The following is a 24080-nucleotide window of genomic DNA, read 5'->3' on the forward strand; positions in this document are numbered from 1 at the left end:
GAAACGGTGAACCACGCCATGCACCCGCTGAAAAAGCTGTTCGACCACGCGCGCCGCTACCGGCGCGACGCGCTCCTCGCGTCGGTCTACTCGATCGCCAACAAGCTGTTCGACATCCTGCCCGAGGTGCTGATCGGCGTCGCCGTCGACGTCGTCGTCAGCCGCCAGGATTCCTTCCTCGCGCGCCTAGGTTTCGTCGACGTGAAGGTGCAGCTGGTCGTGCTCGGCGTGCTGACGGTGGCGATCTGGGGCTTCGAGTCGCTGTTCGAGTACCTGTATTCGGTCAAGTGGCGCCGGCTCGCGCAGGATTTGCAGCACGACATGCGGCTCGAGGCTTATCGCCACGTGCAACAGCTCGAGATGGCGTGGTTCGAGCAGAAGAAGAGCGGCCAGCTGATGGCGGTGATGAACGACGACATCAACCAGATGGAGCGCTTCCTGAACGGCGGCGCCAACAGCATCCTGCAGGTGCTGTCGTCGACGGTGCTGGTCAGCGCGGTGTTCTTCGCGCTGTCGCCCAGCCTCGCGGCGCTGGCGCTCGCGCCGGTGCCGCTCATCCTCTACGGCGCCTTCTGGTTCCAGAAGCGGCTCGCGCCGCGCTACGCGGCGGTGCGCGAGGCGGCCGGCGACATCAACGCGCGGCTGGCGAACAACCTGTCGGGCATCGCGACGATCAAGAGCTACGCGGCCGAGGAATTCGAGGCGGCACATGTCGAGGCCGCCAGCCTCGCCTACCGCGACAAGAACGGCGCGGCGATCCGTTTTTCGAGCGCGATCACGCCGGTGATCCGCATCGCCATCCTCGCCGGCTTCGTCACCACGCTGGTCTACGGAGGCTGGATGACGCTGTCGGGCGAACTGGCGGTCGGCAGCTACAGCGTGCTCGTCTTCCTGACCCAGCGGCTGTTGTGGCCGCTGACCGGCCTGGCCGAGATCGCCGACCTCTACCAGCGCTCGATGGCGTCGATCGAACGCGTGCTGCAGCTGGTCGACACGCCGATCGGCATCCCCTACGCCGGCCGCGCGCTGCCGCGCGAAGCCGTCGCCGGCGCGGTCGAGTTCCGCGCCGTCGACTTTTCCTACACCGGCGCCGCGCCGACGCTATCCGGCGTCGACCTCACGATCCGGGCCGGCGAAACGGTCGGCATCGTCGGCAGCACCGGCTCGGGCAAGAGCACGCTGGTCAAACTCCTGCTGCGCTTTTATACCCCGCAGCGCGGCGCGATCCTGCTCGACGGCGAGGACATCGGCTCGGCCAAGCTCCAGGACCTGCGCCGGCTGATCGGCTACGTCAGCCAGGAACCCTTCCTGACCGACGGCAGCGTCGCCGACAACATCGCCTACGGCACGCCGGATGCGACGCGCGCCGACGTCGAGGCCGCCGCGCGCGCCGCCGAGGCGCACGACTTCATCGCCCGCCTGCCGCAGGGCTACGACACCGAAGTCGGCGAGCGCGGCCAGCGCCTGTCGGGCGGACAACGCCAGCGCATCGCGCTGGCGCGCGCGATCCTGAAGAACCCGCCGGTGCTGATCCTCGACGAAGCCACGTCGGCGGTCGACAACGAGACCGAGGCGGCGATCCAGCGCTCGCTCGCCCACGTCGCGCGCGGCCGCACCACCATCGTGATCGCGCACCGGCTGTCGACCGTCCGTCAGGCCGACCGCATCTGGGTGATGGAGCACGGCCGCATCGTCGAGACCGGCGACCACGACGCGCTCGTCGCGCAGAACGGCGTCTACGCCGGGCTGTGGCGGCTGCAAACCGGCGAAAGCTTGGCCGAGGCCTGATCCGGGCCGGACTCGGCCAACTTGTCGCCCCGCGGAACGGCATCGCCGCTCCGTCCGGCTCGCCGGCATGAAAAAAGGCACCCCGACGGGTGCCTTTTTGGTGGACGCGATGCGCGCGCTCAGAACAGCTCGCCGGTGCGGCCGGTCTGCGACTGGCAGGCGATCACCAGCGCGCGGTTGATCGCCTCCTTCTTGCTGACACCCCACCACTCGACCATCTTGTCGAGCGCCTTCTGCGCGTCGCGCGACAGCTCGACCGACATCGACAGCTCCTGGAAGCGCGCGCGGCGCAAGGCACGGCTGCGCCGCTTGCGTTCGGCGTCGGTCATCGCGCGCACGCCGAGCGGCTTGCGGCCCGGCTTTTTCTTCACGCCGCCGATCAAATCCAGGGTGTAGTGGTCGCAGGGGTCTTTCATGGGCCTTTCGATGCCGCGCCGAGACAGAGAGGGGCGCAAGGATAGCACGAAGCGGGCTCGGTCGCAGCGGCGCCGGTCACCATGTCGACATCGCTCGCCGCCGTTTCTTTGCCATGAATGCCGCGAACTGCGGCAGATGCGCGAGAGAGGCCGCGGCGGCGCCCGGGACGGTCGTGGACGACGATAAAAACGCCGCGTCGATAGCGACGCGGCGTTTTTCCGGCCTGGGCCGGGGCTAGAGCGGCAGCAGGCCCGCCGCGAGGTCGAGCACGATTACCGCGAACAGCGCGGCGAGCGCGTCGTCGAGCATCACGCCGAAGCCGCCGTGCACGCGCTCGTCGAACAGGCGGATCGGCCAAGGCTTGGCGATGTCGAACAGCCGGAACAGCGCGAAGGCGAGCGCCCAGCCGGCAAGCGACGGCGGCGCGAACGCGAGCACCGCCAGCATCGCGACGATCTCGTCGATCACGATGCCGCCGTGGTCGTGCACGCCGAGCGAACGGCAGGCGACGCCGCTGGCCCAGCAGCCGAGCGCGAACAGCGGCGCGCATAACCAGGCGATCTGGAGCGCCGTGAGGCCCGCCGCGATCAGCAGGGCGTAGAGCGGCAGCGCGACCAGCGTGCCGACCGTACCCGGCGCGCGCGGCGAGAGCCCGGCGCCGAAGCCGAAAGCGATGAAGTGCGCCGGATGACGCACGAGGAAGGCGAAGCCGGGCTCAGGCGAAGTGGTCATAACCCGCCCTTTGCAGCGCCACCGGCCGGCCGGCCGAATCGACCAGCGTCACGCCGGCTTCCGGCGATCGCACGCGGCCGACGCGCGTGACCGCGACGCCGAGTTGCAGACCAAGCGCCTCGATCGCCGCGCGGTTCGCGGCCGGCGCGCTGAAGGCGAGCTCGTAGTCGTCGCCGCCGGCGGCGATCAGCTCCGGATAGCGCGCGCGGCGCTCGGCCAACCACGGATGGGTCGGCAGCGCGTCGAACCACAGCTCGGCGCCTTTGTTCGAGCGCTCAAGGATGTGACCGAAATCGGCGAACCAGCCGTCGGAGACGTCGACCGCCGCGTGCGCCAAGCCGAGCAAGCCTTGGCCGAGCGCGACGCGCGGCTCGGGCCGCTCGAGCCGCGCCAGGCCGGCGGCGAGCGCGTCGGCCGGCAGCTTGAGGTCGCCGGCGAGCTTCTCGCGCAGCGCCATCGCGCCCAGGCCCAGCGTGCCGCTGACCCACACGTCGTCACCTTCCTGCGCCGCGTTGCGCCGCAGCGCGCGGCCGCTCGGCGCTTCGCCGAACACGGTCACCGACAACGTCAGCGGGCCGCGCGTGGTGTCGCCGCCGATCACGCCGACGTCGAAGCGGTCGGCCAGCGCGAAGAAGCCGTCGGCGAAGCGCGCGACCCAGGCCTCGTCGCTGTGCGGCAGCGCGACGGCCAGCACCACCCAGCGCGGGGCGGCGCCCATCGCCGCCATGTCGGACAGGTTGACCGCCAGCGTCTTGTGCCCGAGCGCGGCCGGGTCGACGTCGGCGAAGAAGTGCCGCCCCTCGACCAGCATGTCGACCGAGACATGCAAATCGTGCCCCGGCGTCGGCCGCACGATGGCCGCGTCGTCGCCGACGCCGAGTACGGCGTTCTTCGCCGGCCGGTCGAAGTAGCGGCGGATCAGTTCGAATTCGTTCATGGCTATACGTGAAAACACCCGCGCCTGGGGCGCGGGTGGCGAGCTAGGGAGGGCGGGCCGGCGCTTATTGCGCGTCCGGCTCGGCGTCGGGCGCGGCGGCCGGCTCGGGCTGACGGCGGCGCGGCTTCAGACGGACCTCTTCGGGGCGCACCTCGGCGGCGAGCTTGTCGAGCACGCCGTTGACGAATTTGTGACCGTCGGTGCCGCCGAAGGTCTTGGCGATCTCGATCGCCTCGTTGATGATCACCGGGTACGGCGTCGCGACCTGCTTGTTCAGCTCGAGCGCGGCCATCAGCAGGATCGCGCGCTCGACCGGGCTGACCTCGGACGACGGGCGCTCGTAGAACTGGACCAACTGGCGCGACAGCGCGTCGACGTCCTGCAACACACCGTAGAGGATGGTGCGGAACAGCGCCTCGTCGGCCTTGGCGAAGTAGTCGTTCTCGCGCAGGTGTTTTTCGATCAGCGAGGCCGGGCGGTCCGGGTTCAGCTGCCATTCGTAAATGCCCTGCACGGCGAATTCGCGTGCGCGGCGGCGTGCCGTTTTCATCGGGGTCTTCCTTTAAAGAACGCGCGAGCGGCCCGCCTGGGCGGCCGCCCGCGATTGCAAGGGGGAACTCAGGCGGACAGCGCGGCCTGCAGGCGCGCCATCTCGACGGCGACGCGCGCGGCGTCGCGGCCCTTCTCGAGCATGCGCACCTCGGCCTGCTCGTCGGTCTCGGTGGTCAGGATGGCGTTGGCGATCGGAATGTCGAAATCGAGGCCGACGCGGGTGACGCCGGCGCCCGACTCGTTCGAGACCAGCTCGAAGTGGTAGGTTTCGCCGCGGATCACCGCGCCGAGCGCGACCAGCGCGTCGAAACGGCCGCTCTTGGCCATGGTCTGCAGCACCAGCGGCACTTCGAGCGCGCCGGGCACGGTCGCCAGCGTCACGTCGGCGGCGGCGACGCCGAGCGCCGCCAGCTCGGCGAGGCAGGCGTCGCGCAGGCCGTGGCACACCGACTCGGTGAAGCGGGCCATCACGATGCCGATCTTCAGGCCCTGGCCGTTGAGGTCGGGTTCGATGCGGGAAATGGCGTCAAGCATGGCGTCCTCGCGGCTGTCTTGAAAAAGGGCGCAATTTTAACCGATTTAGCCGGGGATGTGTTCCGGCTGGCAAAAACCGGTCACTTCCAGCCCGAAACCGGCCAGGCCGCCCAGCGGGGTCGGCGACGCCATCAGCTTCATCTTGCCGACGCCGAGCGACTTGAGCATCTGCGCGCCAAGGCCAAAGGTCTTGCTGTCCCACTTCGGCCGGCTAGGCGCGGTGCCCTCGCCCGGCAACGCGCGCGCCAGGAGGTCGTCGCCGCTCTCGGAGCGGTGCAGCAGCACGACCACGCCGCAGCCGTGCGCCTCGATCTGTCCGAGCGCGTTCGGCAGCGTCCAGCTGTGGCCCTGCCCCATCGGGTCGATCAGGTCCATCACCGACAGCGGCTCGTGCACGCGCACCAGCGTTTCCTTGTCGGCGCGCGGCTGGCCCTTGACGAGGGCGAGGTGGGTCGCGTGCGTCGTCACGTCGCGGAAGGCGTGCAGCTGGAAGGCGCCGAACGGCGTGGCGACCGGGCGCTGGCCGACTGCCTCGACCAGCGACTCGGTGCGGCTGCGGTAGTGGATCAGGTCGGCGATGGTGCCGACCTTGAGACCGTGCTGTTCGGCGAATACCAAAAGTTCGGGCAGGCGCGCCATCGTGCCATCGTCGTTCATGATCTCGCAGATCACCGACGCCGGCTCGAGGCCGGCCAGCTGCGCGAGGTCGCAGCCGGCCTCGGTGTGGCCGGCGCGCTTGAGCACGCCGCCGCTCTGCGCCTTGAGCGGGAAGATGTGGCCGGGCATCACGATGTCGGCCGGCTTGGCGTTGCGCGCGACCGCCGCCTGGACGGTGCGCGCGCGGTCGGCGGCCGAGATGCCGGTGGTCACGCCCTCGGCCGCCTCGATCGACACGGTGAAGTTGGTGCCGTGCGGCGTGCCGTTGTCGGTCACCATCAAGGGCAGGTTCAGCTGCCGGCAGCGCGCCTCGGTCAGCGTCAGGCAGATCAGGCCGCGCGCGTGCTTGGCCATGAAGTTGATCGTCTCGGCGGTCACATGCTCGGCGGCGACGACGATATCGCCCTCGTTCTCGCGGTCCTCGGCGTCGACCAGCACGACCATCTTGCCCGCCGCGATATCGGCGATGATGTCTTGAATCGGGGAAATGTTCATTTGACTTCCAGTCCTTGCGTCGGCCGGGCTCGGCCAACCTTGTAGATGCGGTTCAGGCGAGCCTCAGGTCGAGGCTCGCGTAGTCGCCGTGCGCGTGGATGTCGCCGGCGACGAGCGCCAACGGCGCGACGAACGGCGGGCCGTCGACCACCAGCGTGTGAAACTCGCCGGCCTCGGCGCAGGGGTCGACGCCGCCGGCGACCAGTTCGTCGACCAGCTCGTGCGTCAGCGTCCTGCCGAGCAGTTCGGCCGGCGCCATCGCCGTGTTGACGGTGACGATCAGCGCGCGGATGCCGGCGTCCAGACCCTCGCGCACCAGCGCGAGACGGTCTTCCTGCCACAAGGGCAGCGAAGCGGACAGGCCCGCGGCGGCGCAGACTTTTTCTTCCCACTCGCGGTGCGCGTCGAGGTCGACGTCGCCGAATACCGCCATCTCGACGCCGTCGGCGGCGAAGGCTTGGAGCCGCTTGACGAAAGCCGCCTCGTAGCCGCTCCAGCTGGCGTCGGCGGTGACGAGCGGCAGATTCATCGCCGCGGCCTGCGCGACCATCACCTCGCGGCGCACGCCGTGCGAGCGGCTGCGCACGCCGTCCTCGTCGAACACCGTGAACAGCGCCGCAACACGGGCGCCGGCGCGGTGCGCGCGCCACAGCGCGAGGCAGGAATCCTTGCCGCCGCTCCAGGAGACGACGGTTTTCTTGTCTTTCAGCGTAGTCATTCGCGCGATCGTCGGAAAAGTGTTTTGCCTATGGCGGCGCGCGGGGCGGAATTCAAGCCCCGCGCTCGGCGAGCACGCGCTCGACGGTGTCGACGATGGCCTGGGTGTGCGGGTCGATCTCGATGTTGACGAAATCGCCCGGCTTGCGCACGCCCATCAGCGTGCGGCTCAGCGTCTCGGGGATCAGGTGCACGCAGAAGCGGTCGCCCTCGACCTCGCCGATGGTCAGGCTGCAGCCGTCGACGCCGATATAGCCCTTGGCCAGCACATACTTCATCAGCTGCGCCGGCAGGCGGAACCACATGGTGCGGTTGTTCGGCGTATCGACCACCTTGACCACCTCGCCGGTCGAGACGATGTGGCCGGACATCGCGTGGCCGCCGATGTCGTCGCCGAAGCGGGCGGCGCGCTCGACGTTGACGCGGTCGCCCTCGGCCAGTTGGCCGAGGTTGGTCAGGCGCAGCGTTTCGTGCATCAGGTCGAAGCTGACGATGTCGCCGTCGATGGCGGTGACGGTCAGGCAGCAACCGTTGTGGGCGACCGACGCGCCGACCGTCAGGCCCGGCAGCAGCTCGGCCGGCAGGCGCAGCGCGTGGGTGCGGAAGTTTTCTTTGTCGACGACGCGGACGATCTCGGCCGTCCCTTGCACGATTCCGGTGAACATGGATGCCTCGGGTATGCGGTGCGGAAAAGAGCAATGATAGCGAAATCCGCGCGCCGCGGTGGGCTCGGCCAACGCCCGGGACGGCGCGGGCCGTGCCGGAGCGCGGCAAACTTGGGTACAATTCCCCTCTTTTGACCCCGAGCTTCACCACCATGTCCGCCGAACTTGCCCGCATCAACGACGAAGTGGCGCGCCGCCGCACCTTCGCCATCATCTCCCACCCCGACGCCGGTAAAACCACGCTGACCGAGAAACTGCTGCTGTTCTCGGGCGCGATCCAGATGGCCGGCACGGTGAAGGGCAAGAAGACCGGCAAGTTCGCGACCTCGGACTGGATGGAGATCGAGAAGCAGCGCGGCATCTCGGTCGCGTCGTCGGTCATGCAGTTCGACTACCGCGACCACACCGTGAACCTCCTGGACACCCCGGGCCACCAGGACTTCTCGGAAGACACCTACCGCGTGCTGACCGCGGTCGACTCGGCGCTGATGGTGATCGACGCGGCCAAGGGCGTCGAGGAGCAGACCATCAAGCTGCTCAACGTCTGCCGCCTGCGCAACACGCCTATCGTCACCTTCATGAACAAGTACGACCGCGAGGTGCGCGATTCGCTCGAATTGCTCGACGAGGTCGAGAACGTACTGAAGATCCGCTGCGCGCCGGTGACCTGGCCGATCGGCATGGGCAAGACCTTCCGCGGCGTCTACCACATGCTGCGCGACGAGGTGCTTTTGTTCGAGGCCGGCACCGAGAAGGTGTCGCTCGACGTCGAGGTGATCAAGGGCATCGACAACCCGCGCCTGGACGAACTGTTCCCGCTCGAGATGGAACAGCTGCGGATGGAGATCGAACTGGTGCAGGGCGCCTCGCACCCCTTCGTGCTCGAAGAATTCCTCGCCGGCACGCTGACGCCGGTGTTCTTCGGCTCGGCGATCAACAACTTCGGCGTGCGCGAGATCCTCAACGCGCTGATCGACTGGGCGCCGGCGCCGATGCCGCGCGACGCCACCGTGCGCGCGGTCGACCCGAACGAGGAAGCCTTCTCCGGCTTCGTGTTCAAGATCCAGGCGAACATGGACCCGAAACACCGCGACCGCATCGCCTTCATGCGCGTCTGCTCGGGCCGCTTCGAGCGCGGCATGAAGATGAAGCACCTGCGCCTCAATCGTGACATCGCCGCCTCCAGCGTGGTGACCTTCATGTCGCACGACCGCGAGATCGTCGAGGAGGCGTTCGCCGGCGACATCATCGGCATCCCCAACCACGGCAACATCCAGATCGGCGACTCGTTCAGCGAGGGCGAGCAGCTCGCCTTCACCGGCATCCCCTTCTTCGCGCCGGAACTGTTCCGCTCGGTGCGCATCAAGAACCCGCTGAAACTCAAGCAGCTGCAAAAAGGCCTGCAGCAGCTCGGCGAGGAAGGCGCGGTGCAGGTGTTCAAGCCGCACAACGGCGGCGACCTGATCCTCGGCGCGGTCGGCGTGCTGCAGTTCGAGGTGGTCGCCAGCCGCCTGGCCGCCGAGTACGGCGTCGACGCGATCTTCGAGTCGGCCAGCATCTGGAGCGCGCGCTGGGTGTCGTGCGACGAGCGCAAGAAGCTCGACGAATTCGAAAAGGCGAACATGAACAACCTGGCGATCGACGCCGGCGGCAACCTCGCCTACCTCGCGCCGAACCGCGTCAACCTGCAACTGACGCAGGAGCGCTGGCCGGCGATCGTGTTCCACGAGACCCGCGAGCACGCGGTCAAGCTGAACGACTGAGGACGACGTCGCGATGAACGCCTTCGGCTGGATCGCCGAGATCGCGCGCGAGTACGCGGTCGACCTCGGCCGCACCGGCGGGCTGATCCTCCTGCTGGTGGTCGCCCGCATCGCGATCGCGCGCGCGATCGCCGCCAACCCGCGCGTGCCGATCGACGCGCGCCGGCGCTGGTCGATCAACGCGCGCAACGCGCTGGTACTGGTCGGCGTGCTCGGCGTCGCCGGCATCTGGGCCAAGGAGATCGAGACCTTCGCGGTCTCGGTGGTCGCCTTCGCCGCCGCGCTGGTGCTGGCGACCAAGGAGCTGATCATGTGCCTGGGCGGCGCCTTCCTGCGCACGATGAGCAACGCGTTCTCGGTCGGCGACCACATCGAGATCGGCGGCCACCGCGGTCGCGTCGTCGACATCAACCTGTTCTCGACGACGATCATGGAAATCGGCCCGCGCCACGACGCGCATTTCATCACCGGCCGCGCGGTGTCGCTGCCCAACAGCCTGCTGCTGACCGCGCCGGTGATCCGCGAAAATTTCATGGGCGACATCGTCGTGCACGTGATCACCGTGCCGCTGTCCTACGAGCACAACCCGAACCGGATGGAGGCGATGCTGCTGGCGATCGCCAACGAGGTGTGCGCGCCCCACCTGGCGGCCGCCGAGCGCCACATGCTGCACATCGAGGCGCGCCATCTGGTCGACACGCCGTCGGTCCAGCCGCGCATCGCCTTCCTGCCGGTCGACGACAAACGCTACCAGCTGATGCTGCGCGTCGCCATCCCCGCCAACGAACGCAACCGCGTCGAGCAGGCCATCCTGCACCGCCTGATGCAACAAGCCTTCCCCGACTGCGACGCGGCGCTGCCGGCGCGCGCCACCGCCGAGGTCAAGCCGTCATGAGCAAACCGCGCGGCAAGACCTTCGAGCGCATCGTCCGCGAGAGCCTCGCGCTGTTCAACGAGCACGGCGAGCGCAACGTCACCACCAACCACATCGCGGCGCACCTGGGCATCAGCCCCGGCAATCTCTACTATCACTTCCGCAACAAGGAAGAAATCGTCTACCAGATTTTCTGCCAGTACCGCGACTGCCTCACCGAACGGCTGGCGATGCCGGTCGACCGGGCGCTGACGGCCGCCGACCTGGGCGCCTTCCTCGACACCGCCTTCGACGTGATGTGGCGTTACCGCTTCCTGTTCCACGACCAGCCGGGCCTGCTGGCGCGCAACCCGCAGCTGCAGCAGGACTATCTGGAGTTCGTCAATTCGACCTTCCGCGCCCTGCTGTTCGGCCACTTCCGCGAATTCGTCCGCCTCGGTCTGCTGCGCATCGACGACGCCGACATCGAGCCGGTGATGCTCAACATCTGGCTGGTGGTGAAGTTCTGGTTCGCCTTCGAGGAGGCCGCGCACCCGCACGACCGGAGCGGCGCGGCCTACAGCCGGCGCGGCGTGCGCCAGGTGCTCACGCTGCTCAAGCCCTACGTACAGCCGGACTTCCAGCCCGTTTTCAACGCGCTGCTGGAGCGCACGGCCTGATAGCCCCTCGTCGCCGGCGACGGCGCCGCTTTGTTTTTGCGCCGCCGGGCGCTTATCCTTGCGGGTCCGGATAAAACAACACGAGAAGAGACAGCCATGGACAAAATCGGATTCGTCGGCCTCGGCCTGATGGGCCAGCCGATGACCCGCCGCCTGATCGAAGCCGGTTTCGACGTCACCGTCTGGAACCGTTCGCCCGACAAGTGCGCCGACCTCGTCGCCGCCGGCGCCCACCTCGCCGCCAGCCTCGGCGAGCTGGTCGAGCGCGTCGACGTGGTGATGAGCTGCGTGTCCGACACCGCCGCCGTCGAGGCGGTGGTGTTCGGCGAGCACGGCGTCGCCGCGCACGGCGCGGCCGGCAAGCTGCTGGTCGACTTTTCCAGCATCGAGCCGGCGGCGACGCGCGACTTCGCCGCGCGGCTCGAAGCCGCCTGCGGCATGCGCTGGGTCGACGCGCCGGTCTCGGGCGGCACCGCCGGCGCCGAGAACGGCACGCTGGTCATCATGGCCGGCGGCCGCGACGAGGACGTCGAGCGGCTGCGGCCGCTCGCCGCGCCGCTGTCGCAGCGGCTGACGCGCATGGGCGGCGTCGGCGCCGGCCAGGTGACCAAGGTCTGCAACCAGCTGATCGTCGCCGCCAACGCGATGCTGATCGCCGAGGCGGTGACGTTGGCCGAGAAGAGCGGCGTCGACGCCAGCCAGCTCGCGCCGGCGCTCGCCGGCGGCTTCGCCGACTCCAAGCCGTTCCAGATCCTGTCGCCGCGGATGGCGACGAAAACTTTCGAGCCGGTGCAGTGGAAGGTCGCGACGCTGCTCAAAGACCTCGACAACGCCGTCAAACTCGCGCGCGAGGTCGGCGGCGGCACGCCGCTGGCGGGCTTGGCCAACCAGTTGATGCGTGTGTTCGCCGAACAGGGCAACCGGGATCGCGACCTCGCTAGCGTGATCGAACTCTACCAGCGGCCGGCGCGCTGACCGCCGGGCGGGGCGGCCGCCCCGCCGCCTCCCCCTTCCCGCGAACTTCGCCGCTTAAGCCGGCGATTTCGCGCGGCAATCCGGCAAAGCGCTTGCGCCGGCCCGGGTTTTGCCTTATAGTCTCGCCACTTCGCGCTTGCCGCATCGGCAGGCGCACCATGTTTCATCGTCCCCCACCTCGCTTTTGCCTCGTCTTTCGCCGTTTTCCTTTGCAGAACACGCATCGCGGCTCGATTAACAGGTAGGTGCCGATGAGTATCGGATGCGCAACGACCGCATCCAGAACGCGCCGACCCTCCTGTTTGGTCCGGGCCCTCGGGTCTTCCGGACAGCCTTGTATCGTCCACAGGGCTCGGCCAACCTTTGCCGTCACTCCGGCAATCAAAGGAAAATACATGCTGCAATTTAGCGAACTGGGCTTGCCCGCCGTCATCACCCGCGCCCTTGACGAAGTCGGCTACACCACCCCGACCGAGGTCCAGGCCCAGTCGATCCCGGCCGCGCTCAAGGGCGCCGACCTGCTGGTGTCGGCGCAGACCGGCAGCGGCAAGACCGCCTCCTTCCTGCTGCCGGCGCTGGCCAAGCTGTCCGAACGCACCGACAAGCCGGGCAAGGGCCCGCGCATCCTGGTGCTGACCCCGACCCGCGAACTGGCGCAGCAGATCGAGAAAAACGCGCAAACCTACGCAGCCGGCATGCGCTGGATGCGTACCGCCTGCCTGGTCGGCGGCCAGCCGTTCGGCTTCCAGACCCGCGCGCTGTCGCGCCCGGTCGACCTCATCGTCGCCACCCCGGGCCGCCTGATGGACCACATGCGCCAGGGCCGCATCGACTTCTCGCGCCTCGAGATGCTGGTGCTCGACGAAGCCGACCGCATGCTCGACATGGGCTTCATCGAAGACATCGAGACCATCGTCGCCGCGACCCCGGAAAGCCGCCAGACGCTGCTGTTCTCGGCCACGCTGGACGGCAACGTCGGCCGCCTGGCCCGCGAACTGACCCGTAACCCGGAGCGCATCGAGATCGCGCGCCAGGAAAGCGGCGGCAACATCACCGAACACCTGATGTACGCCGACGACATGCGGCACAAGGAGCGCCTGCTCGACGCGATCCTCAAGGATTCGGGCTTCGACCAGGCCGTCGTGTTCACCGCGACCAAGGTCAGCACCGAGGAAATCGCCGACAAGCTGTCCGACATGGGCTACGCGGCCGCCTGCCTGCACGGCGACATGCCGCAATCGTGGCGCAACCGCACGCTGAACGACCTGCGTCGCGGCCGCGTGCGCATCCTGGTCGCCACCGACGTCGCCGCGCGCGGCATCGACGTGCCGACCATCACCCACGTCGTGAACTTCGACCTGCCGAAACAGGCCGAGGACTACGTGCACCGCATTGGCCGCACCGGCCGTGCCGGCCGCGACGGCACCGCGATCACGCTGGCCGACACCCGCGAATACCACAAGGTGCGCCGCATCGAGCAATACCTGAAGCGCACCCTGACCGAGGGCGTGATCGAGGGCCTCGAGCCGACCCGCCGCATCCAGAAAGGCGCGCCGCGCCGCAACGGCGGCGGTGGCGGCGGCAACGGCCGTCGCTACGGCAGCGGCGGCGGTTACGGCAACAAGTCCTACGGCAGCAACGGCAACGGCGGCGGTTATGGCCGTCGCGAAGGCGGCAACGGTGGCTACGGTCGCCGCGAAGGCGGCAACGGCGGCGACGGCTACGGTCGTCGCGAAGGTGGCCCGCGCGGCAACGGCGGCGGCTACGGCCGTCGCGACGGCCAGGGTTACGGCAACCGCGACTGAGCCGTTCCCGAGCAGGAATGAAAAAAGCCACCCCAGGGTGGCTTTTTTCGTGCCGGACAGCCCTCGCCCGGCACGGTCGCGGCGAGGGCCCGGCCAAGCTGGACGAGCGCGCAGCGGCGGCCTTACAGCGCCAGCGGCGGCAGGCCGTGCTGCGCGCGCGCGCGGTTGCAGGCGTCGTCGTACACGCCGATCGCCGAGCGCGGCGCGAATTCGCGGCACGGCGACGGGCGCTCCTTGTAGATGCCGCAGTGCACCGCCTCGCCGATGACGCCGACCAGCGCGCGGCAACGCGGCCGGGCGTAGTCGGTGCCTTTCAGTCGCATCAGGCTGGCCGTTTCCGCGTCGGCCAGGCCGTCGGGCACGCAGCCGCCCTCGCTCGACAATTCGGAGCGGTGGAAGGTGACGCGGAAGGCGGCGCAGCAGGCGCCGCAGGACAGACAGGCCGACAGCGGCTTGCGAGCGTCTTGCATCACTCGCCCCCTGCCGGCGGCGCGAGCGCTGCCTCGATCAGCTTCAGCGTCGCCTCGGGCTTCTCGACCGGCAGGTTGTGGCCGCCTTCGTCGGCCACCATCAGCGGCGCGCGGTAGCGTGCGGCGAAACGCTCGCCGACTTCGAGCGGGAACACCTTGTCCTTGCGGCTCCAGATCAGCGCGATCGGCGGCAGCGCCGCCGCGTCGAGCCGCGCCAGATAACGCCCGCGCGACGCGACCAGCTCGCGCATCAGCGCGGTCAGCTCGGCCTCGCGGCCGGCGAAATAGTGACGGCGCACGTCGTCGAGCACGAAATCGGACGCCGGGCGCGGCCGGTCGAACACCACGCGCATCACCCGCTCCAGCTCGCGCGCGCCGGCCGGCACGAACAGCGCCTCGGCGCTCGGTGCGCCGGCACGCGCGAGCATGGCGGCGAGCTCGGCGTCGCCGAAGCCCGCGCCCGGCGCGTTGATGATCACCAGCTGCGCGACGCGGCCCGGCAGCCGGCGGCCGACCTCCATCGCGACGAGGCCGCCGTAGGACACGCCGACCAGGCGCACGCCGGCCAGGCCGCGCGACTCGATCAGCTCGGCGATCGCGTCGGCCTGGGCGTCGAGGCTGGGCGCGCGGCGCGCGTGGCTGGCGCCGAACCACAAGAGGTCGGGCACCAGCACGCGGTGCTGGCGCGCCAGCGCCGTCGCCTGCCCCTTCCAGGTGACCAGGCCGTTGCCGCCGAAGCCGTGCAGCAGCATCAGCGGCTCGCCGCGGCCGGCCTCGTGGTAGACCAGCCGCCCCTCGGGCAGCGCCAGCTCGCGGGCCTCGAAGCCTTCGGCGCGCGCGGCCGACGCGACCCAGCGCGCGTGCAGCGACGCCGGCGAGCAGGCGGCGAGGCCGCCGAGCAGCCCCAGCGCGACGGCGAGGGCCGCGCATCGTTTCGTCAGCGCCCGCATGTCACCCCCGTCAGATCCGCTCGCCCGGCGCCAGGTAGCGCCACTGGCCCGCCGGCAGGTCGGACAGCTTGACGCGACCGATGCGGATGCGCTTGAGGCCGACCACCTTCAGGCCGACCTGCTCGCACATGCGGCGGATCTGGCGCTTCTTGCCTTCCTGCAGCACGAAGCGCAGCTGGTCCTGGTTCTGCCAGCTCACCTTGGCCGGCTTGAGTTTTTCGCCGTCGAGGCTCAAACCGTGGTTGAGCAGGCGCAAGCCGTCTTCGGACAGCTTGCCCTCGACGCGCACCAGGTACTCCTTCTCGACCTCGCTGGTCTCGCCGATGATGTGCTTGGCGACGCGGCCATCCTGGGTCAGGATCAACAGCCCCACCGAATCGATGTCGAGCCGGCCGGCCGGCGCGAGGCCCTTGAGGTGGTCGCGCGAGAAGCGGATGCCGCTCTTGTCGCCCTTCCAGTGGTTTTGCGGCGTGACCAGCACCACCGCCGGCTGGTAGCCGCCCTCGGCCTGGCCGGACACGTAGCCGACCGGCTTGTTCAGCAGGATGGTCACGCGCTGGCTCTGCGTTTCGCGCGCGCGCGGGTCGAGGTCGATGCGCTGGCCCGGCGCGACCTTTTGGCCGAGCACGGCGACTTCGCCGTCGACCTTCACCCAGCCCCGTTCGATATAGCTGTCGGCCTCGCGGCGCGAACACAGGCCGAGCTCGGCCAACCTTTTGGACAAACGGACGGGTTCCATGGGACTCCAAACAAAACCGGGCGGCCAGCGCCGCCCGCGGAAAATCGACGCCGTATTGTAAGAAATGCCGGCGGCGCGGCCAACCTTTGCCACGCGGCGGACGAGAAAAAACCCGCACGGCGGCGGGTTCGCGGGCGCGGCGCGAAGGCGGGCGAGCCGGCGCTTCATCGCGCCCACGTCGCCCCGGCGTTCAATCGAACAGCTCTTCCCAGAAACTCTTCTTGCGCTTGGGCGGGTACGGCCGCTGCGCGTGCTGCGGCGGCTGACCGTATTGCGGTGGCTGGCCACCGTAGCCCTGGGCCGGCGACGGGCCCGGCGCCGCGGCGGGCTCCAGGTCGCGCACCGCGCGCGCGACGATCTTGTCGAGCTCGCCGCGGTCCAGCCACACGCCGCGGCATCGCGGGCAGTAATCGATCTCGACCCCCTGGCGTTCGCTCATCACCAGCGTGGTGTCCTTGCAGACGGGGCAGTGCATTCGGCAGTCTCCTTGAGGTGCTTGGGTGGGCCATCGCCCACGGCGACGGTGCGGATAAAGACCCGGCGCGCGGCCCGGGGTTCCTCAGGCTCGGGCCAAGGTCCAGCCCGGCTCGTGCCGCTCGGCGAGCACAAAGCCGGCGCCTTCGTCGCGATAGTCCCAGCGCTCGAGGGCCACACGCCGGGTGCCCTCCACGACCGGCTCGAGCACCAGGCGGTTGAAGGAATTGCCCTGCCCGGCGCGCAGCCGTCGCGACACCGCGGTGCCGGCCTGCATCACCCAGGCGTCGCCGGCCGGCTCGCCGTGCCGCGCGGCCAACGGCCGGATGAACGGGTGATGGATGTGGCCGCCGAGGAAGAGCCGCGCGCCGGCGGCGACGCCCTCGCGCACCAGCTCGTGCGCGCCGTGCATCAGGTTCGCGTGGTCGCTATCGAGCAGGCAGTCGACCGGGTGATGGGCGACGACGACCTTCAGCGCGCCGGCCGGCGCGGCCGCGAGCGCGGCGAGCAACGCCGCGCGCGCCGCGCGGCCGACGCGACCGTTCCGGTGCCGCAGCGGCACCGTGCTGTCGACGCCGAATACCGCGAGCGCGTCGTCGATCAAGCACGGCGCACGCGCCGCGCCGAAGGCGCGCTCGAACTCGCCGTAGGGCGCGAGCAGCCGCTCGACCGGCTTGAACAGCGGCAGGTCGTGGTTGCCGGGCACCGCGACGCAGGCGCGCGGCGCGAGGCACGCGACGAGCGCGCGCGCGCGCTCGAACTCGTCGCGGCGCGCGCGCTGCGTGAGGTCGCCCGACAGCACCAGCACGTCGATCGGCGGGTTGGCCGAGGCCCAGCGCAAGAACGCGTCGACGACCTCGGGCCGCTCGACACCGAAGTGGGTGTCCGACAGGTGCAGCAACGTCGTCACGGCGCGCCCCCGCCGTCGGGCGGCGCCAGCAGGGTCAGCGCGTCGCGTCGCACCGAGAAGCGCAGCGGCATCGCCAGCCGCAGCACCTCGCCGTCGATCGCGACCTTGACCCGCCCGGCGTGGCCGCGCACCTCGACCGTTCGGGCGCAGAAGTGTTGCAGGTTCTCGTCGTCGGCCAGCCGGCCGAGCGCGCCGCGCGTCAACAGCTTGACGCGGTCCCAGCGCGTCAGCGGCCGCATCACCATCGCCGCGAGCCGGCCGTCGGCGACGCACTCGGCCTCGGGCAGGTTCAGGTCGGCCAGTTGCAGCGGGTTGTTGCCGAAGAACACCATCGCGGTGCGGCAACGGCGCGGCGCGCCGTCGACCACCATCTCGACGCGCAGGCTGCGGTGCTCGCGCAGCAGCGTGTAGAGGCCCGACAGGAAGGCGACCGCGCGGCTGCGGCCGAGCCGGCCCTTGTGGCGTTCGCGCGCCTCGATCAGCGTCGAGTAGAGGCCGAAGCTCGCGTTGTTCAGATAGGGACGTCCGTTGACGAGACCCAGCTGCACCGGCCGCGCGCGGCCGTCGACGAGCGCGCGCGCCGCGCCGGCGGCGTCGAGCGGGATGCCGTGTTGCCGCGCGAAGTAGTTGAAGGTGCCCAGCGGGATCACGCCGAGCGGCACGCCGCTGTCGAGCAGCGCGGCGGCCACCGTGTTGACCGTGCCGTCGCCGCCGGCGGCGACCACCGCGCCACCCTCGCGCCGCGCGGCGGCCAGCGCGGCCAGCGCCATGCGTTCGAGCGCGCGCGGCCTGGCGGCGACGAAGAAGCGGCAGGCGCGGCCGGATGCGGCGCACGCCGCCTCGAGCGCGCGGCGCGCGGCGTCGCCGTCCCCGTCGCCGGAGGCGCGGTTCATCACGACGAAGTAGCGGTCGACGGGGGCGGAGGGCAAGGCGGAAGCTCCGGCGGCGTTCATGCCGACAGCCTAACACGCCGCCAGCGCCTCGATCGCGTCCAGCGCGCAAGCCAGGCCCGCGTCGAAGTCGACACGGCGCGCGCAATCGCGGCAGCGCTCGGCCAACGTCGGCCGGGCCAGCAGCCCGCTCAGCGCCTCGGCCAGCACCCCGGCGGTCACGGCGGAGAACGGCAGGCTGGCGGCGACGCCGAGCCGCGCCAGCCGCGACGCGTTGTCGGGCTGGTCGTGCGTCATCGGCGTGACCAGCTGCGGCACGCCGGCGGCCAGCGCCTGCGCGGCGGTGCCGACGCCGCCGTGGTGGACTACCGCCGCGCAGCGCGGAAACAGCGTCGAGAACGGCGCGTAGCGTACCGCGAACACGGTATCGGCAAGGGCGGCAGCGCGTCCGGCTCGCCGCTAAGCAAGAGGCCGCGCCAGCCAAGCCGCGCGCACGCGGCGACCGCGGCGCGGAAGAAGTCGCCGCCCTGGCGCATCGCGCTGCCGGCGGTGAAGGCCAGCGGCGCGGGGCCGGCGGCGAGGAAGGCCTCGAGCGCCGCGTCGGGCGGCGTCATGGCGGCAGCGTCGTAGCGGACGAAACCGGTCAGCCGCGTCGCGGCCGGCCAGTCCGGCTGCGGCGCGGCGAACCAGTCGGGAAAGAGGCCGAGCACCAGCTCGGGCGAATGCATCCAGCCGCCGAACACCGACTTCACCGGCGAGGACAGGCCCTGGCGGGCGCGGAAGGCGTTCAGCGTCGGCGCGATCAGCCGGTCGATCAACAGCGCGTCGAGCGCGGCGAAGGCGAGGCGCTTGAGCCAGCGCGGCGTGCGTGGCCCGAGCGGCAGCTGGTCGTAGACCGGCGTGTCGTGCACGCTGCGGAACATCGACGGCTGCAGGTGGACGGTAGCGAGCCGGAAACCGCGCGCCTCCTGCGCGACGCGCGCGGCGAACACCAGGCCCGAGGCAACCAGCACGGTATCGGCCGGGTCGAACGCCGCCAGCGCGTCCCACGCCGCCGGCAGCGCCGGCAGCATGCCGCCCTCGACGACGAATTCGAAGCCACGCCGCGCGTCCCACAGCCGCGGGTCGCGCATCGCCGCCTCGTAATCGGCGGCGCTGCCCAGCGGCAGGAAACCGAGGCCCTCGCCGCGGACGATCGCCTCGAAGTGGCCGTTGACCAGCAGCCAGACCGCGTGTCCGCGCGCCGCCAGGCCGCGGCCGAGCGCTACCATGGGAAACACGTCGCCGGCCGAGCCCAGCGTCGCCAACACGAAACGCATCGCGCCCTCCTTGCCGGCCGTGTTCGGGCCGGCTTTGCTATCATGGCCCCCGCACATGCCATCGACAACCTCAACGAACGCATCGCTATGCTGCTCAACGTCCTGTGGGCCGGCTTCGTCCTGACCGGTCTGGCCGCCGCCCTCTTCCAGGCCTTCGCGCTCGGCCACACCGCGATCTTCGCCGAGATGACGCGCGCGCTGTTCGACGCGGCCAAATCGGGCTTCGAGATCGCGCTCGGCCTCACCGGCGTGATGACGCTGTGGCTCGGCATCATGAAGATAGGCGAGCGAAGCGGCCTGGTCGCGCTGGCGGCGCGCGCGCTCGCGCCCTTGTTCCGCCGGCTGTTCCCCGGCGTGCCCGACGGCCACCCGGCGCTGGGCAGCATGACGATGAACATCTCGGCCAACATGCTCGGCCTCGACAACGCGGCGACGCCGCTGGGGCTGAAGGCGATGCGCGAGTTGCAGACGCTGAACCCGACGCCCGACACCGCGACCGACGCGCAGGTGCTGTTCCTCGTCATCAACACCGCGGCGGTGACGCTGTTCCCGGTGACGATCTTCGCCTACCGCGCGCAGCTGGGCGCGGCCGACCCGACCGACGTGTTCATCCCGCTGCTCTTGGCCAGCTACGTCGCGACGCTGTCCGGCGTCGCGCTGACCGGCGCGATCCAGCGCCTGAAACTGTGGGACCCGGTGGTGCTCGCCTATCTGGGCGGCCTGTCGGCGCTGGTGCTCGGCGCGGCCGCGTGGTTCCTGCATCTGCCGCCCGAGCAAATGCAGGCTCAGTCGTCGCTGCTGAGCAACGGCCTCTTGCTGTTCATCGTCGGCGGCATCGTCGTCGCGGCGCTCGTCAAGAAGGTCAACGTCTACGAGAGCTTCGTCGAGGGCGCCAAGGAGGGCTTCCAGGTCGCGGTCGGCATCATCCCCTACCTGGTCGCGATGCTGGCGGCGATCGCGCTGCTGCGCGCCAGCGGCGCGCTCGATCTGGCGATCGGCGCGCTCAAGTCGCTGGTACTCGCCGCCGGCTACGACGCGCGCTGGGTCGACGCACTGCCGACCGGCGTGATGAAGTCGCTGTCGGGCAGCGGCGCGCGCGCGCTGATGATAGAAACGATGAAGACCGCCGGCGCCGACTCGTTCGCCGGCCGACTGGTGTCGATCATCCAGGGCAGCAGCGAGACGACCTTCTACGTGCTGGCGGTCTACTTCGGCGCGGTCAACGTCCGGAACACGCGCTACGCCGCCGGCTGCGGCCTGTTCGCCGACCTCGTCGGCTTCGTGGCGGCGGTCGCGGTCGCCTACCTGTTTTTCGGCCACCTCGCCTGAGGCGGGACGCAAGGACAAAGGCTCGGCCAACCCACAGGCGCGGCCGAGCCTTGTCGCAGCGCCGCGTCAGCGCCAGCGGCCGTCGTGGTCGCGATAGTCATGGAAGTCTCGGTGATCGACGCGGCGGCGCTCGCCGTCGTGCATCTGGCGCCAGATGTCGCGCGCCAACGCCTCGTAGGCGCGGTCGAGCCGGGCGCGCTCGTAGCGGTCGAGCCGGCCGTCGTCGCGCCACAGGCGCACGCGCTCGCGCTGCAGCGCGTCCAGTCGCGCGTCGAGCCGGCGCGCCTCGTGCGGCGTCAGCTTGCCGGTGCGCACGCCGTGGTCGATGCGCTCGGCCAACTGGCGAGCCTGCCAGCGCGCGTCGTGGTGGGGCGAGGCCTGGGCGGCGGCGCTCATCAGGCCGAACGACAGGAGGGGAACGATCAGGGCGGCGCGCAGTTTCATGGGGTTCTCCTCGACGAGGGGTGGACACGCCCCCACTGTAGCCGCCGGGTATTGCCCAAATTTCTGCCGCGCGCCGGCGATGGTTAAAAGCTGTTAAGCCGCGAGCAGCTCGCGCGCGATCGCTTCCCACTCCTCCTCGAGACTGCAGTCGGGCCGGCGGCGGCCGGCGGTGCGGTACCAGTAGTCGGCGTTCCAGATCACGCCCTCGACGCGGTGCAGGTAGGCGTGCACCCAGGCGTAGTCGGGCCGGGTCAGCTCGCGCACCGTCTCGTGCGCGTCGTGCCAGCGGTCGCGCGCAACCAGCCACAGCGCGGTCAGCGGCTCGGACAGCCCGGCTGGCGGCGCCTCGGCCAGCAGCGAAGCGGAAAAGTCGGCGTAGTTCATTTTTGCTTTGTCCCGGTCGAAAAGCGGCAAGGCTAGCAGAGCCGGGCCGCCGGGCGCAAAGCCTCAGCGCTGGCCGAGGGCGTCCAGCTCGTCGGCGCGTTCGGCGGTCATCCGCAGCCGGCAGTCGGCCGCCAGCACGCGCGCGATCGAGCCGCCGTCCGGGTCGTAGTAGAAACCGCAGTTGGCGTCGCGGTAGCGCAGCCACTGCCGCTGCACCGACTGCAGCAGCGCGCGGCGCGCCGGCACGAGTTCGGACAGGCGTTCGCGGTAGACGCGGTTGAGCCGCGCGTCCTGGCGGTCGAGTTCCTCGCCGATGCACTCGATCATCGCCTGCGTCACGCCGCCGGCGCGCTCCATGCAGGCGTGGAAGGGCTTGCCGTAGGACGGCCCGGCGGCCGCGTGGCCGGCGAGACCGAGCCCGGCCAGCAGGACGGCCGCGATCGCGGTTTTCATCATCTTCTCCTCGTTGTCGCACGCCGTCTTACAGCGGCGCGTAGGCCGGATGGTCGCGCGGCACCAGCTCGTCGGTCAGAAAGTCGACGAAGGCGCGCACCGCCGGCACCAGGTGGCGGCGCCCCGGGTAGACCGCGTGCAGGATGCCGCCGGGGATTTCATAGCCGGGCAACAGCCGCACCAGCCGGCCGTCGGCGAGCGCCTCGTGACAGACCAGCGTCGGCAGCGCGGCGGCGCCGACGCCGGCGATCGCGGCGGCGGCCAGCACCATCAGATCGTCGCCGCTCAGACGCGGCGCGTCCAGCGTCACGGTGTACAGCTGGCCGACCGCGTCGATCAGCCGCCACTCGCCGCGCCCGTCCGGCCGGCTCATCGTCAGCGCCGGCCAGCCGGCCAGCTCGGCCGGACTCGACGGTTGGCCGAGCGTTGCGACCAGCGCCGGGCTGGCGACCAGCTCGACGCGGCTGATGCCCAAGGGCCGCGCAACCAGGCTGGCGCTGTCGTCGATGCGGCTTCTGACGCGGATCGCGACGTCGATGCCCTCCTCGATCAGGTCGACCGGCCGGCCGGTGACCTCGAGCAGCAGCCGCACCTGCGGGTAGGCGGCGAGAAAGCGCGGCAGGTGCGGCGCCAGCAGCGTCTTGGCGAGCATCTCCGGACAGCTGACGCGCACCGGGCCGCGCGGCTCGGCGGTGACGCGCGCGATCGTCTCCTCGGCCGCCTCGGCCTCGGCCAACATCGCCTCGCAGTGGCGGTAGAAGCTCTCGCCGACCTCGGTCAGCGCCAGCCTGCGCGTGGTGCGATGCAAAAGCCGCACGCCGAGCCGCGCCTCGAGTTCGGCCACCCGCCGCGACAGCCGCGACTTGGGCACGCCCAATCGGCGGCCGGCGGCCATGAAGCCGCCGCACTCGACCACCTTGGCGAAATAGAAGAAATCGTTCAGATCCTGCACGGCTTATTGTCCTGCCAGTGGAACAATGTTTCCAATTTTAGCCGTCTAGTGCCCATTCGTCCCGCCGCGTATCGTTACCCCATCGCAAGACGACTTGCACCGCCCACCGCGAAAGGACAACACCATGAACATCCTGCACATCGACTCCAGCATCCTCGGCCAGAATTCCGTTTCCCGCCAGCTGACGCAGGCGCTGGTCGACGCGATCCGCGCGCGCCGCCCGGGCGCCGGCGTGGTGCACCGCGACGTCGCCGCAGACGCCATCCCGCACCTGTCGGGCGAGATCCTCGGCGCCGCCTTCGCGCCGGAAGCCGAGTGGAACGACAACCAACGCAGCGAGCGCGCCCGCAGCGACGCGCTGATCGAGGAATTCCTCGCCGCCGACGTGGTCGTGATCGGCGCGCCGATGTACAACTTCTCGATTCCGTCGCAACTGAAGGCGTGGATCGACCGCGTCGCCGCCGCCGGCCGCACCTTCAAGTACACCGAAAACGGCCCGCAGGGCCTGGCCGGCGGCAAGAAGGTCATCGTCGCCTCGACCCGCGGCGGCGTGTACAGCACCGAACAGGGCCGCCTGATGGACTTCCAGGAAGACTACCTGAAGAGCGTGATGGGCTTCCTCGGCATCACCGACGTCGAGTTCGTGCGCGCCGAAGCGCTGAACATGGGCCAGGACAAGCGCGAAACCGCGATCTGGGCCGCCAAGGACGCGATCGCCAAGCTGGCGATCTGACGCCGGCGCACGAAGACGGGGGCCTCGCGCCCCCGTTCCCTTGTTGCACACCACCACGGAAAGACTGCCGATGCAACGTCATCAGTACCGCATCACCGTCGCGCCGCTTGGCGCCGACGGTCTGCCCCACGGCGAGGCCCTCGCCTTTGACGCACCCTGCCACGACGACATGCTGGCCGTCGCCGCGCGCCTGAAGACCGCCGCGCTGTTCGACGACGACACCACGACACGGCTGGCCGTCGGCCTCAAGCTGTTCGGCGAGGTGCTGATCGAGCAACGCGCGCATCCGCTGTTCGCGCCGCTTGCCGGCGGCGCCTTCGCCGACTTCATGCGCGGCCTCAAGACGGCCGCCCGGACTGCGTCAAACGACTGAGAGTCGCTAACAAAACCTACTTGATGCCGGCAGTGTGAAGCCCCATCTGGCCGGCATGAAGCGAAGTGTCGTCAGCCAGAAGCTCTGGAA

At 70.1% G+C, this 24080-nt stretch carries 29 protein-coding genes; 9 read left to right on the plus strand and 20 right to left on the minus strand.

Annotation, left to right across the window (positions count from 1 at the left end; all coding sequences use genetic code 11):
- Positions 1-18: 18 nt before the first annotated feature.
- Entirely contained in the window at positions 19-1788 is a 1770-nt protein-coding gene (locus tag EV683_RS09605; RefSeq protein ID WP_131862627.1) for an ABC transporter ATP-binding protein, read from the plus strand.
- A 119-nt stretch (positions 1789-1907) separates the two neighbouring features.
- Here the strand turns inward: EV683_RS09605 and EV683_RS09610 are convergent, their stop codons facing one another.
- From EV683_RS09610 to EV683_RS09645, 8 genes are all read right to left on the minus strand, one after another.
- Positions 1908-2204 carry a hypothetical protein gene (locus EV683_RS09610; RefSeq protein WP_066609488.1) on the minus strand — a complete coding sequence of 99 codons (297 nt, stop codon included), beginning with the start codon at positions 2202-2204 and terminating at the stop codon, positions 1908-1910.
- A 235-nt stretch (positions 2205-2439) separates the two neighbouring features.
- On the minus strand, positions 2440-2937 hold the full coding sequence (locus EV683_RS09615; protein ID WP_131862628.1) for a phosphatidylglycerophosphatase A family protein: 498 nt from the start codon (positions 2935-2937) through the stop codon (positions 2440-2442).
- On the minus strand, positions 2921-3874 hold the full coding sequence (gene thiL, locus EV683_RS09620) for a thiamine-phosphate kinase (RefSeq protein WP_131862629.1): 954 nt from the start codon (positions 3872-3874) through the stop codon (positions 2921-2923). The genes EV683_RS09615 and thiL overlap by 17 nt, the downstream gene beginning before the upstream one ends.
- A 64-nt stretch (positions 3875-3938) precedes the next feature.
- Positions 3939-4424, minus strand: a complete 486-nt coding sequence (gene nusB / locus EV683_RS09625; RefSeq protein WP_066609491.1) for a transcription antitermination factor NusB — start codon at positions 4422-4424, stop codon at positions 3939-3941.
- 68 nt (positions 4425-4492) lie between these two features.
- Positions 4493-4960, minus strand: coding sequence for a 6,7-dimethyl-8-ribityllumazine synthase (ribH, locus tag EV683_RS09630; protein ID WP_066609492.1), 468 nt, complete (start codon positions 4958-4960; stop codon positions 4493-4495).
- A gap of 45 nt (positions 4961-5005) precedes the next feature.
- The gene (gene ribBA, locus EV683_RS09635) at positions 5006-6112 is read right to left on the minus strand and encodes a bifunctional 3,4-dihydroxy-2-butanone-4-phosphate synthase/GTP cyclohydrolase II (RefSeq protein ID WP_131862630.1); all 1107 of its coding nucleotides are present in this window, start codon (positions 6110-6112) and stop codon (positions 5006-5008) included.
- Between the two features lie 52 nt (positions 6113-6164).
- Positions 6165-6830 (minus strand): Dph6-related ATP pyrophosphatase, encoded by a 666-nt coding sequence (locus EV683_RS09640; protein WP_131862631.1) that lies wholly within the window; start codon positions 6828-6830, stop codon positions 6165-6167.
- 52 nt (positions 6831-6882) lie between these two features.
- On the minus strand, positions 6883-7494 hold the full coding sequence (locus EV683_RS09645; RefSeq protein ID WP_131862632.1) for a riboflavin synthase subunit alpha: 612 nt from the start codon (positions 7492-7494) through the stop codon (positions 6883-6885).
- Between the two features lie 152 nt (positions 7495-7646).
- Between EV683_RS09645 and EV683_RS09650 the strand changes: the two genes are divergently transcribed.
- The 5 genes from EV683_RS09650 (at position 7647) to EV683_RS09670 (ending at position 13570) form a co-directional block, all read left to right on the plus strand.
- Entirely contained in the window at positions 7647-9257 is a 1611-nt protein-coding gene (locus tag EV683_RS09650) for a peptide chain release factor 3 (protein ID WP_066609496.1), read from the plus strand.
- A 13-nt stretch (positions 9258-9270) separates the two neighbouring features.
- Positions 9271-10152, plus strand: coding sequence for a mechanosensitive ion channel domain-containing protein (locus EV683_RS09655; protein WP_066609497.1), 882 nt, complete (start codon positions 9271-9273; stop codon positions 10150-10152).
- Positions 10149-10790 carry a TetR/AcrR family transcriptional regulator gene (locus tag EV683_RS09660; protein ID WP_066609498.1) on the plus strand — a complete coding sequence of 214 codons (642 nt, stop codon included), beginning with the start codon at positions 10149-10151 and terminating at the stop codon, positions 10788-10790. The genes EV683_RS09655 and EV683_RS09660 overlap by 4 nt, the downstream gene beginning before the upstream one ends.
- Before the next feature lie 36 nt (positions 10791-10826).
- Positions 10827-11765, plus strand: coding sequence for an NAD(P)-dependent oxidoreductase (locus EV683_RS09665; RefSeq protein WP_269446748.1), 939 nt, complete (start codon positions 10827-10829; stop codon positions 11763-11765).
- 395 nt (positions 11766-12160) lie between these two features.
- The gene (locus EV683_RS09670; protein ID WP_207910439.1) at positions 12161-13570 is read left to right on the plus strand and encodes a DEAD/DEAH box helicase; all 1410 of its coding nucleotides are present in this window, start codon (positions 12161-12163) and stop codon (positions 13568-13570) included.
- A 122-nt stretch (positions 13571-13692) separates the two neighbouring features.
- On the opposite strand, the gene EV683_RS09675 is transcribed toward EV683_RS09670, so the two are convergent.
- The 8 genes from EV683_RS09675 to EV683_RS09710 all read right to left on the minus strand — a co-directional run bounded on the left by EV683_RS09675 (position 13693) and on the right by EV683_RS09710 (position 19322).
- A complete protein-coding gene (locus tag EV683_RS09675) occupies positions 13693-14040 on the minus strand; it encodes a YkgJ family cysteine cluster protein (RefSeq protein WP_131862633.1) in 348 nt (115 codons plus the stop codon).
- Positions 14040-14990: an alpha/beta fold hydrolase gene (locus EV683_RS09680; protein ID WP_131862634.1), complete on the minus strand. Its 951-nt coding sequence runs from the start codon at positions 14988-14990 to the stop codon at positions 14040-14042. The genes EV683_RS09675 and EV683_RS09680 overlap by 1 nt, the downstream gene beginning before the upstream one ends.
- A 10-nt stretch (positions 14991-15000) precedes the next feature.
- Positions 15001-15729, minus strand: a complete 729-nt coding sequence (locus tag EV683_RS09685; RefSeq protein WP_131862635.1) for a pseudouridine synthase — start codon at positions 15727-15729, stop codon at positions 15001-15003.
- 190 nt (positions 15730-15919) lie between these two features.
- Positions 15920-16204, minus strand: a complete 285-nt coding sequence (locus EV683_RS14715) for a TFIIB-type zinc ribbon-containing protein (protein WP_131862636.1) — start codon at positions 16202-16204, stop codon at positions 15920-15922.
- An 84-nt stretch (positions 16205-16288) separates the two neighbouring features.
- A complete protein-coding gene (locus EV683_RS09695) occupies positions 16289-17113 on the minus strand; it encodes a metallophosphoesterase family protein (protein ID WP_131862637.1) in 825 nt (274 codons plus the stop codon).
- Positions 17110-18042, minus strand: coding sequence for a diacylglycerol/lipid kinase family protein (locus EV683_RS09700; protein WP_207910440.1), 933 nt, complete (start codon positions 18040-18042; stop codon positions 17110-17112). The genes EV683_RS09695 and EV683_RS09700 overlap by 4 nt, the downstream gene beginning before the upstream one ends.
- A gap of 33 nt (positions 18043-18075) precedes the next feature.
- On the minus strand, positions 18076-18426 hold the full coding sequence (locus tag EV683_RS09705; protein ID WP_131862639.1) for a glycosyltransferase: 351 nt from the start codon (positions 18424-18426) through the stop codon (positions 18076-18078).
- Entirely contained in the window at positions 18369-19322 is a 954-nt protein-coding gene (locus tag EV683_RS09710) for a glycosyltransferase (RefSeq protein WP_165916814.1), read from the minus strand. Before EV683_RS09710 ends, EV683_RS09705 begins: the two co-directional genes overlap by 58 nt.
- A gap of 42 nt (positions 19323-19364) precedes the next feature.
- Between EV683_RS09710 and EV683_RS09715 the strand changes: the two genes are divergently transcribed.
- Entirely contained in the window at positions 19365-20651 is a 1287-nt protein-coding gene (locus EV683_RS09715; RefSeq protein ID WP_243694744.1) for a nucleoside recognition domain-containing protein, read from the plus strand.
- Between the two features lie 66 nt (positions 20652-20717).
- Here EV683_RS09715 and EV683_RS09720 read toward each other — a convergent pair whose 3' ends face one another.
- The 4 genes from EV683_RS09720 to EV683_RS09735 all read right to left on the minus strand — a co-directional run bounded on the left by EV683_RS09720 (position 20718) and on the right by EV683_RS09735 (position 22884).
- Positions 20718-21095 (minus strand): hypothetical protein, encoded by a 378-nt coding sequence (locus EV683_RS09720; protein WP_066609508.1) that lies wholly within the window; start codon positions 21093-21095, stop codon positions 20718-20720.
- A 93-nt stretch (positions 21096-21188) separates the two neighbouring features.
- On the minus strand, positions 21189-21479 hold the full coding sequence (locus EV683_RS09725) for a hypothetical protein (protein WP_066609509.1): 291 nt from the start codon (positions 21477-21479) through the stop codon (positions 21189-21191).
- Positions 21480-21542: 63 nt separating this feature from the next.
- Positions 21543-21932, minus strand: a complete 390-nt coding sequence (locus tag EV683_RS09730) for a lysozyme inhibitor LprI family protein (RefSeq protein WP_207910441.1) — start codon at positions 21930-21932, stop codon at positions 21543-21545.
- Positions 21933-21960: 28 nt separating this feature from the next.
- Positions 21961-22884 (minus strand): LysR substrate-binding domain-containing protein, encoded by a 924-nt coding sequence (locus EV683_RS09735; RefSeq protein WP_066609511.1) that lies wholly within the window; start codon positions 22882-22884, stop codon positions 21961-21963.
- Between the two features lie 124 nt (positions 22885-23008).
- On the opposite strand from EV683_RS09735, the gene EV683_RS09740 reads away from it, so the two are divergent.
- Positions 23009-23617, plus strand: coding sequence for an FMN-dependent NADH-azoreductase (locus EV683_RS09740; RefSeq protein WP_131862643.1), 609 nt, complete (start codon positions 23009-23011; stop codon positions 23615-23617).
- Positions 23618-23687: 70 nt separating this feature from the next.
- Positions 23688-23990 (plus strand): DUF3861 domain-containing protein, encoded by a 303-nt coding sequence (locus EV683_RS09745; protein ID WP_131862644.1) that lies wholly within the window; start codon positions 23688-23690, stop codon positions 23988-23990.
- Positions 23991-24080 lie beyond the last annotated feature (90 nt).

Source organism: Crenobacter luteus, assembly GCF_004345725.1.
GTDB classification, from domain to species: domain Bacteria; phylum Pseudomonadota; class Gammaproteobacteria; order Burkholderiales; family Chromobacteriaceae; genus Crenobacter; species Crenobacter luteus.

Bases quoted from the DNA above. Each gene is read 5' to 3' on its own strand.
- EV683_RS09605 (WP_131862627.1), top strand. From the start codon at position 19: ATGCACCCGCTGAAAAAGCTGTTCGACCACGCGCGCCGCTACCGGCGC.
- EV683_RS09610 (WP_066609488.1), bottom strand. From the start codon at position 2,204: ATGAAAGACCCCTGCGACCACTACACCCTGGATTTGATCGGCGGCGTG.
- EV683_RS09615 (WP_131862628.1), bottom strand. From the start codon at position 2,937: ATGACCACTTCGCCTGAGCCCGGCTTCGCCTTCCTCGTGCGTCATCCG.
- thiL (WP_131862629.1), bottom strand. From the start codon at position 3,874: ATGAACGAATTCGAACTGATCCGCCGCTACTTCGACCGGCCGGCGAAG.
- nusB (WP_066609491.1), bottom strand. From the start codon at position 4,424: ATGAAAACGGCACGCCGCCGCGCACGCGAATTCGCCGTGCAGGGCATT.
- ribH (WP_066609492.1), bottom strand. From the start codon at position 4,960: ATGCTTGACGCCATTTCCCGCATCGAACCCGACCTCAACGGCCAGGGC.
- ribBA (WP_131862630.1), bottom strand. From the start codon at position 6,112: ATGAACATTTCCCCGATTCAAGACATCATCGCCGATATCGCGGCGGGC.
- EV683_RS09640 (WP_131862631.1), bottom strand. From the start codon at position 6,830: ATGACTACGCTGAAAGACAAGAAAACCGTCGTCTCCTGGAGCGGCGGC.
- EV683_RS09645 (WP_131862632.1), bottom strand. From the start codon at position 7,494: ATGTTCACCGGAATCGTGCAAGGGACGGCCGAGATCGTCCGCGTCGTC.
- EV683_RS09650 (WP_066609496.1), top strand. From the start codon at position 7,647: ATGTCCGCCGAACTTGCCCGCATCAACGACGAAGTGGCGCGCCGCCGC.
- EV683_RS09655 (WP_066609497.1), top strand. From the start codon at position 9,271: ATGAACGCCTTCGGCTGGATCGCCGAGATCGCGCGCGAGTACGCGGTC.
- EV683_RS09660 (WP_066609498.1), top strand. From the start codon at position 10,149: ATGAGCAAACCGCGCGGCAAGACCTTCGAGCGCATCGTCCGCGAGAGC.
- EV683_RS09670 (WP_207910439.1), top strand. From the start codon at position 12,161: ATGCTGCAATTTAGCGAACTGGGCTTGCCCGCCGTCATCACCCGCGCC.
- EV683_RS09675 (WP_131862633.1), bottom strand. From the start codon at position 14,040: ATGCAAGACGCTCGCAAGCCGCTGTCGGCCTGTCTGTCCTGCGGCGCC.
- EV683_RS09680 (WP_131862634.1), bottom strand. From the start codon at position 14,990: ATGCGGGCGCTGACGAAACGATGCGCGGCCCTCGCCGTCGCGCTGGGG.
- EV683_RS09685 (WP_131862635.1), bottom strand. From the start codon at position 15,729: ATGGAACCCGTCCGTTTGTCCAAAAGGTTGGCCGAGCTCGGCCTGTGT.
- EV683_RS14715 (WP_131862636.1), bottom strand. From the start codon at position 16,204: ATGCACTGCCCCGTCTGCAAGGACACCACGCTGGTGATGAGCGAACGC.
- EV683_RS09710 (WP_165916814.1), bottom strand. From the start codon at position 19,322: ATGCGTTTCGTGTTGGCGACGCTGGGCTCGGCCGGCGACGTGTTTCCC.
- EV683_RS09715 (WP_243694744.1), top strand. From the start codon at position 19,365: ATGGCCCCCGCACATGCCATCGACAACCTCAACGAACGCATCGCTATG.
- EV683_RS09720 (WP_066609508.1), bottom strand. From the start codon at position 21,095: ATGAAACTGCGCGCCGCCCTGATCGTTCCCCTCCTGTCGTTCGGCCTG.
- EV683_RS09725 (WP_066609509.1), bottom strand. From the start codon at position 21,479: ATGAACTACGCCGACTTTTCCGCTTCGCTGCTGGCCGAGGCGCCGCCA.
- EV683_RS09730 (WP_207910441.1), bottom strand. From the start codon at position 21,932: ATGAAAACCGCGATCGCGGCCGTCCTGCTGGCCGGGCTCGGTCTCGCC.
- EV683_RS09740 (WP_131862643.1), top strand. From the start codon at position 23,009: ATGAACATCCTGCACATCGACTCCAGCATCCTCGGCCAGAATTCCGTT.
- EV683_RS09745 (WP_131862644.1), top strand. From the start codon at position 23,688: ATGCAACGTCATCAGTACCGCATCACCGTCGCGCCGCTTGGCGCCGAC.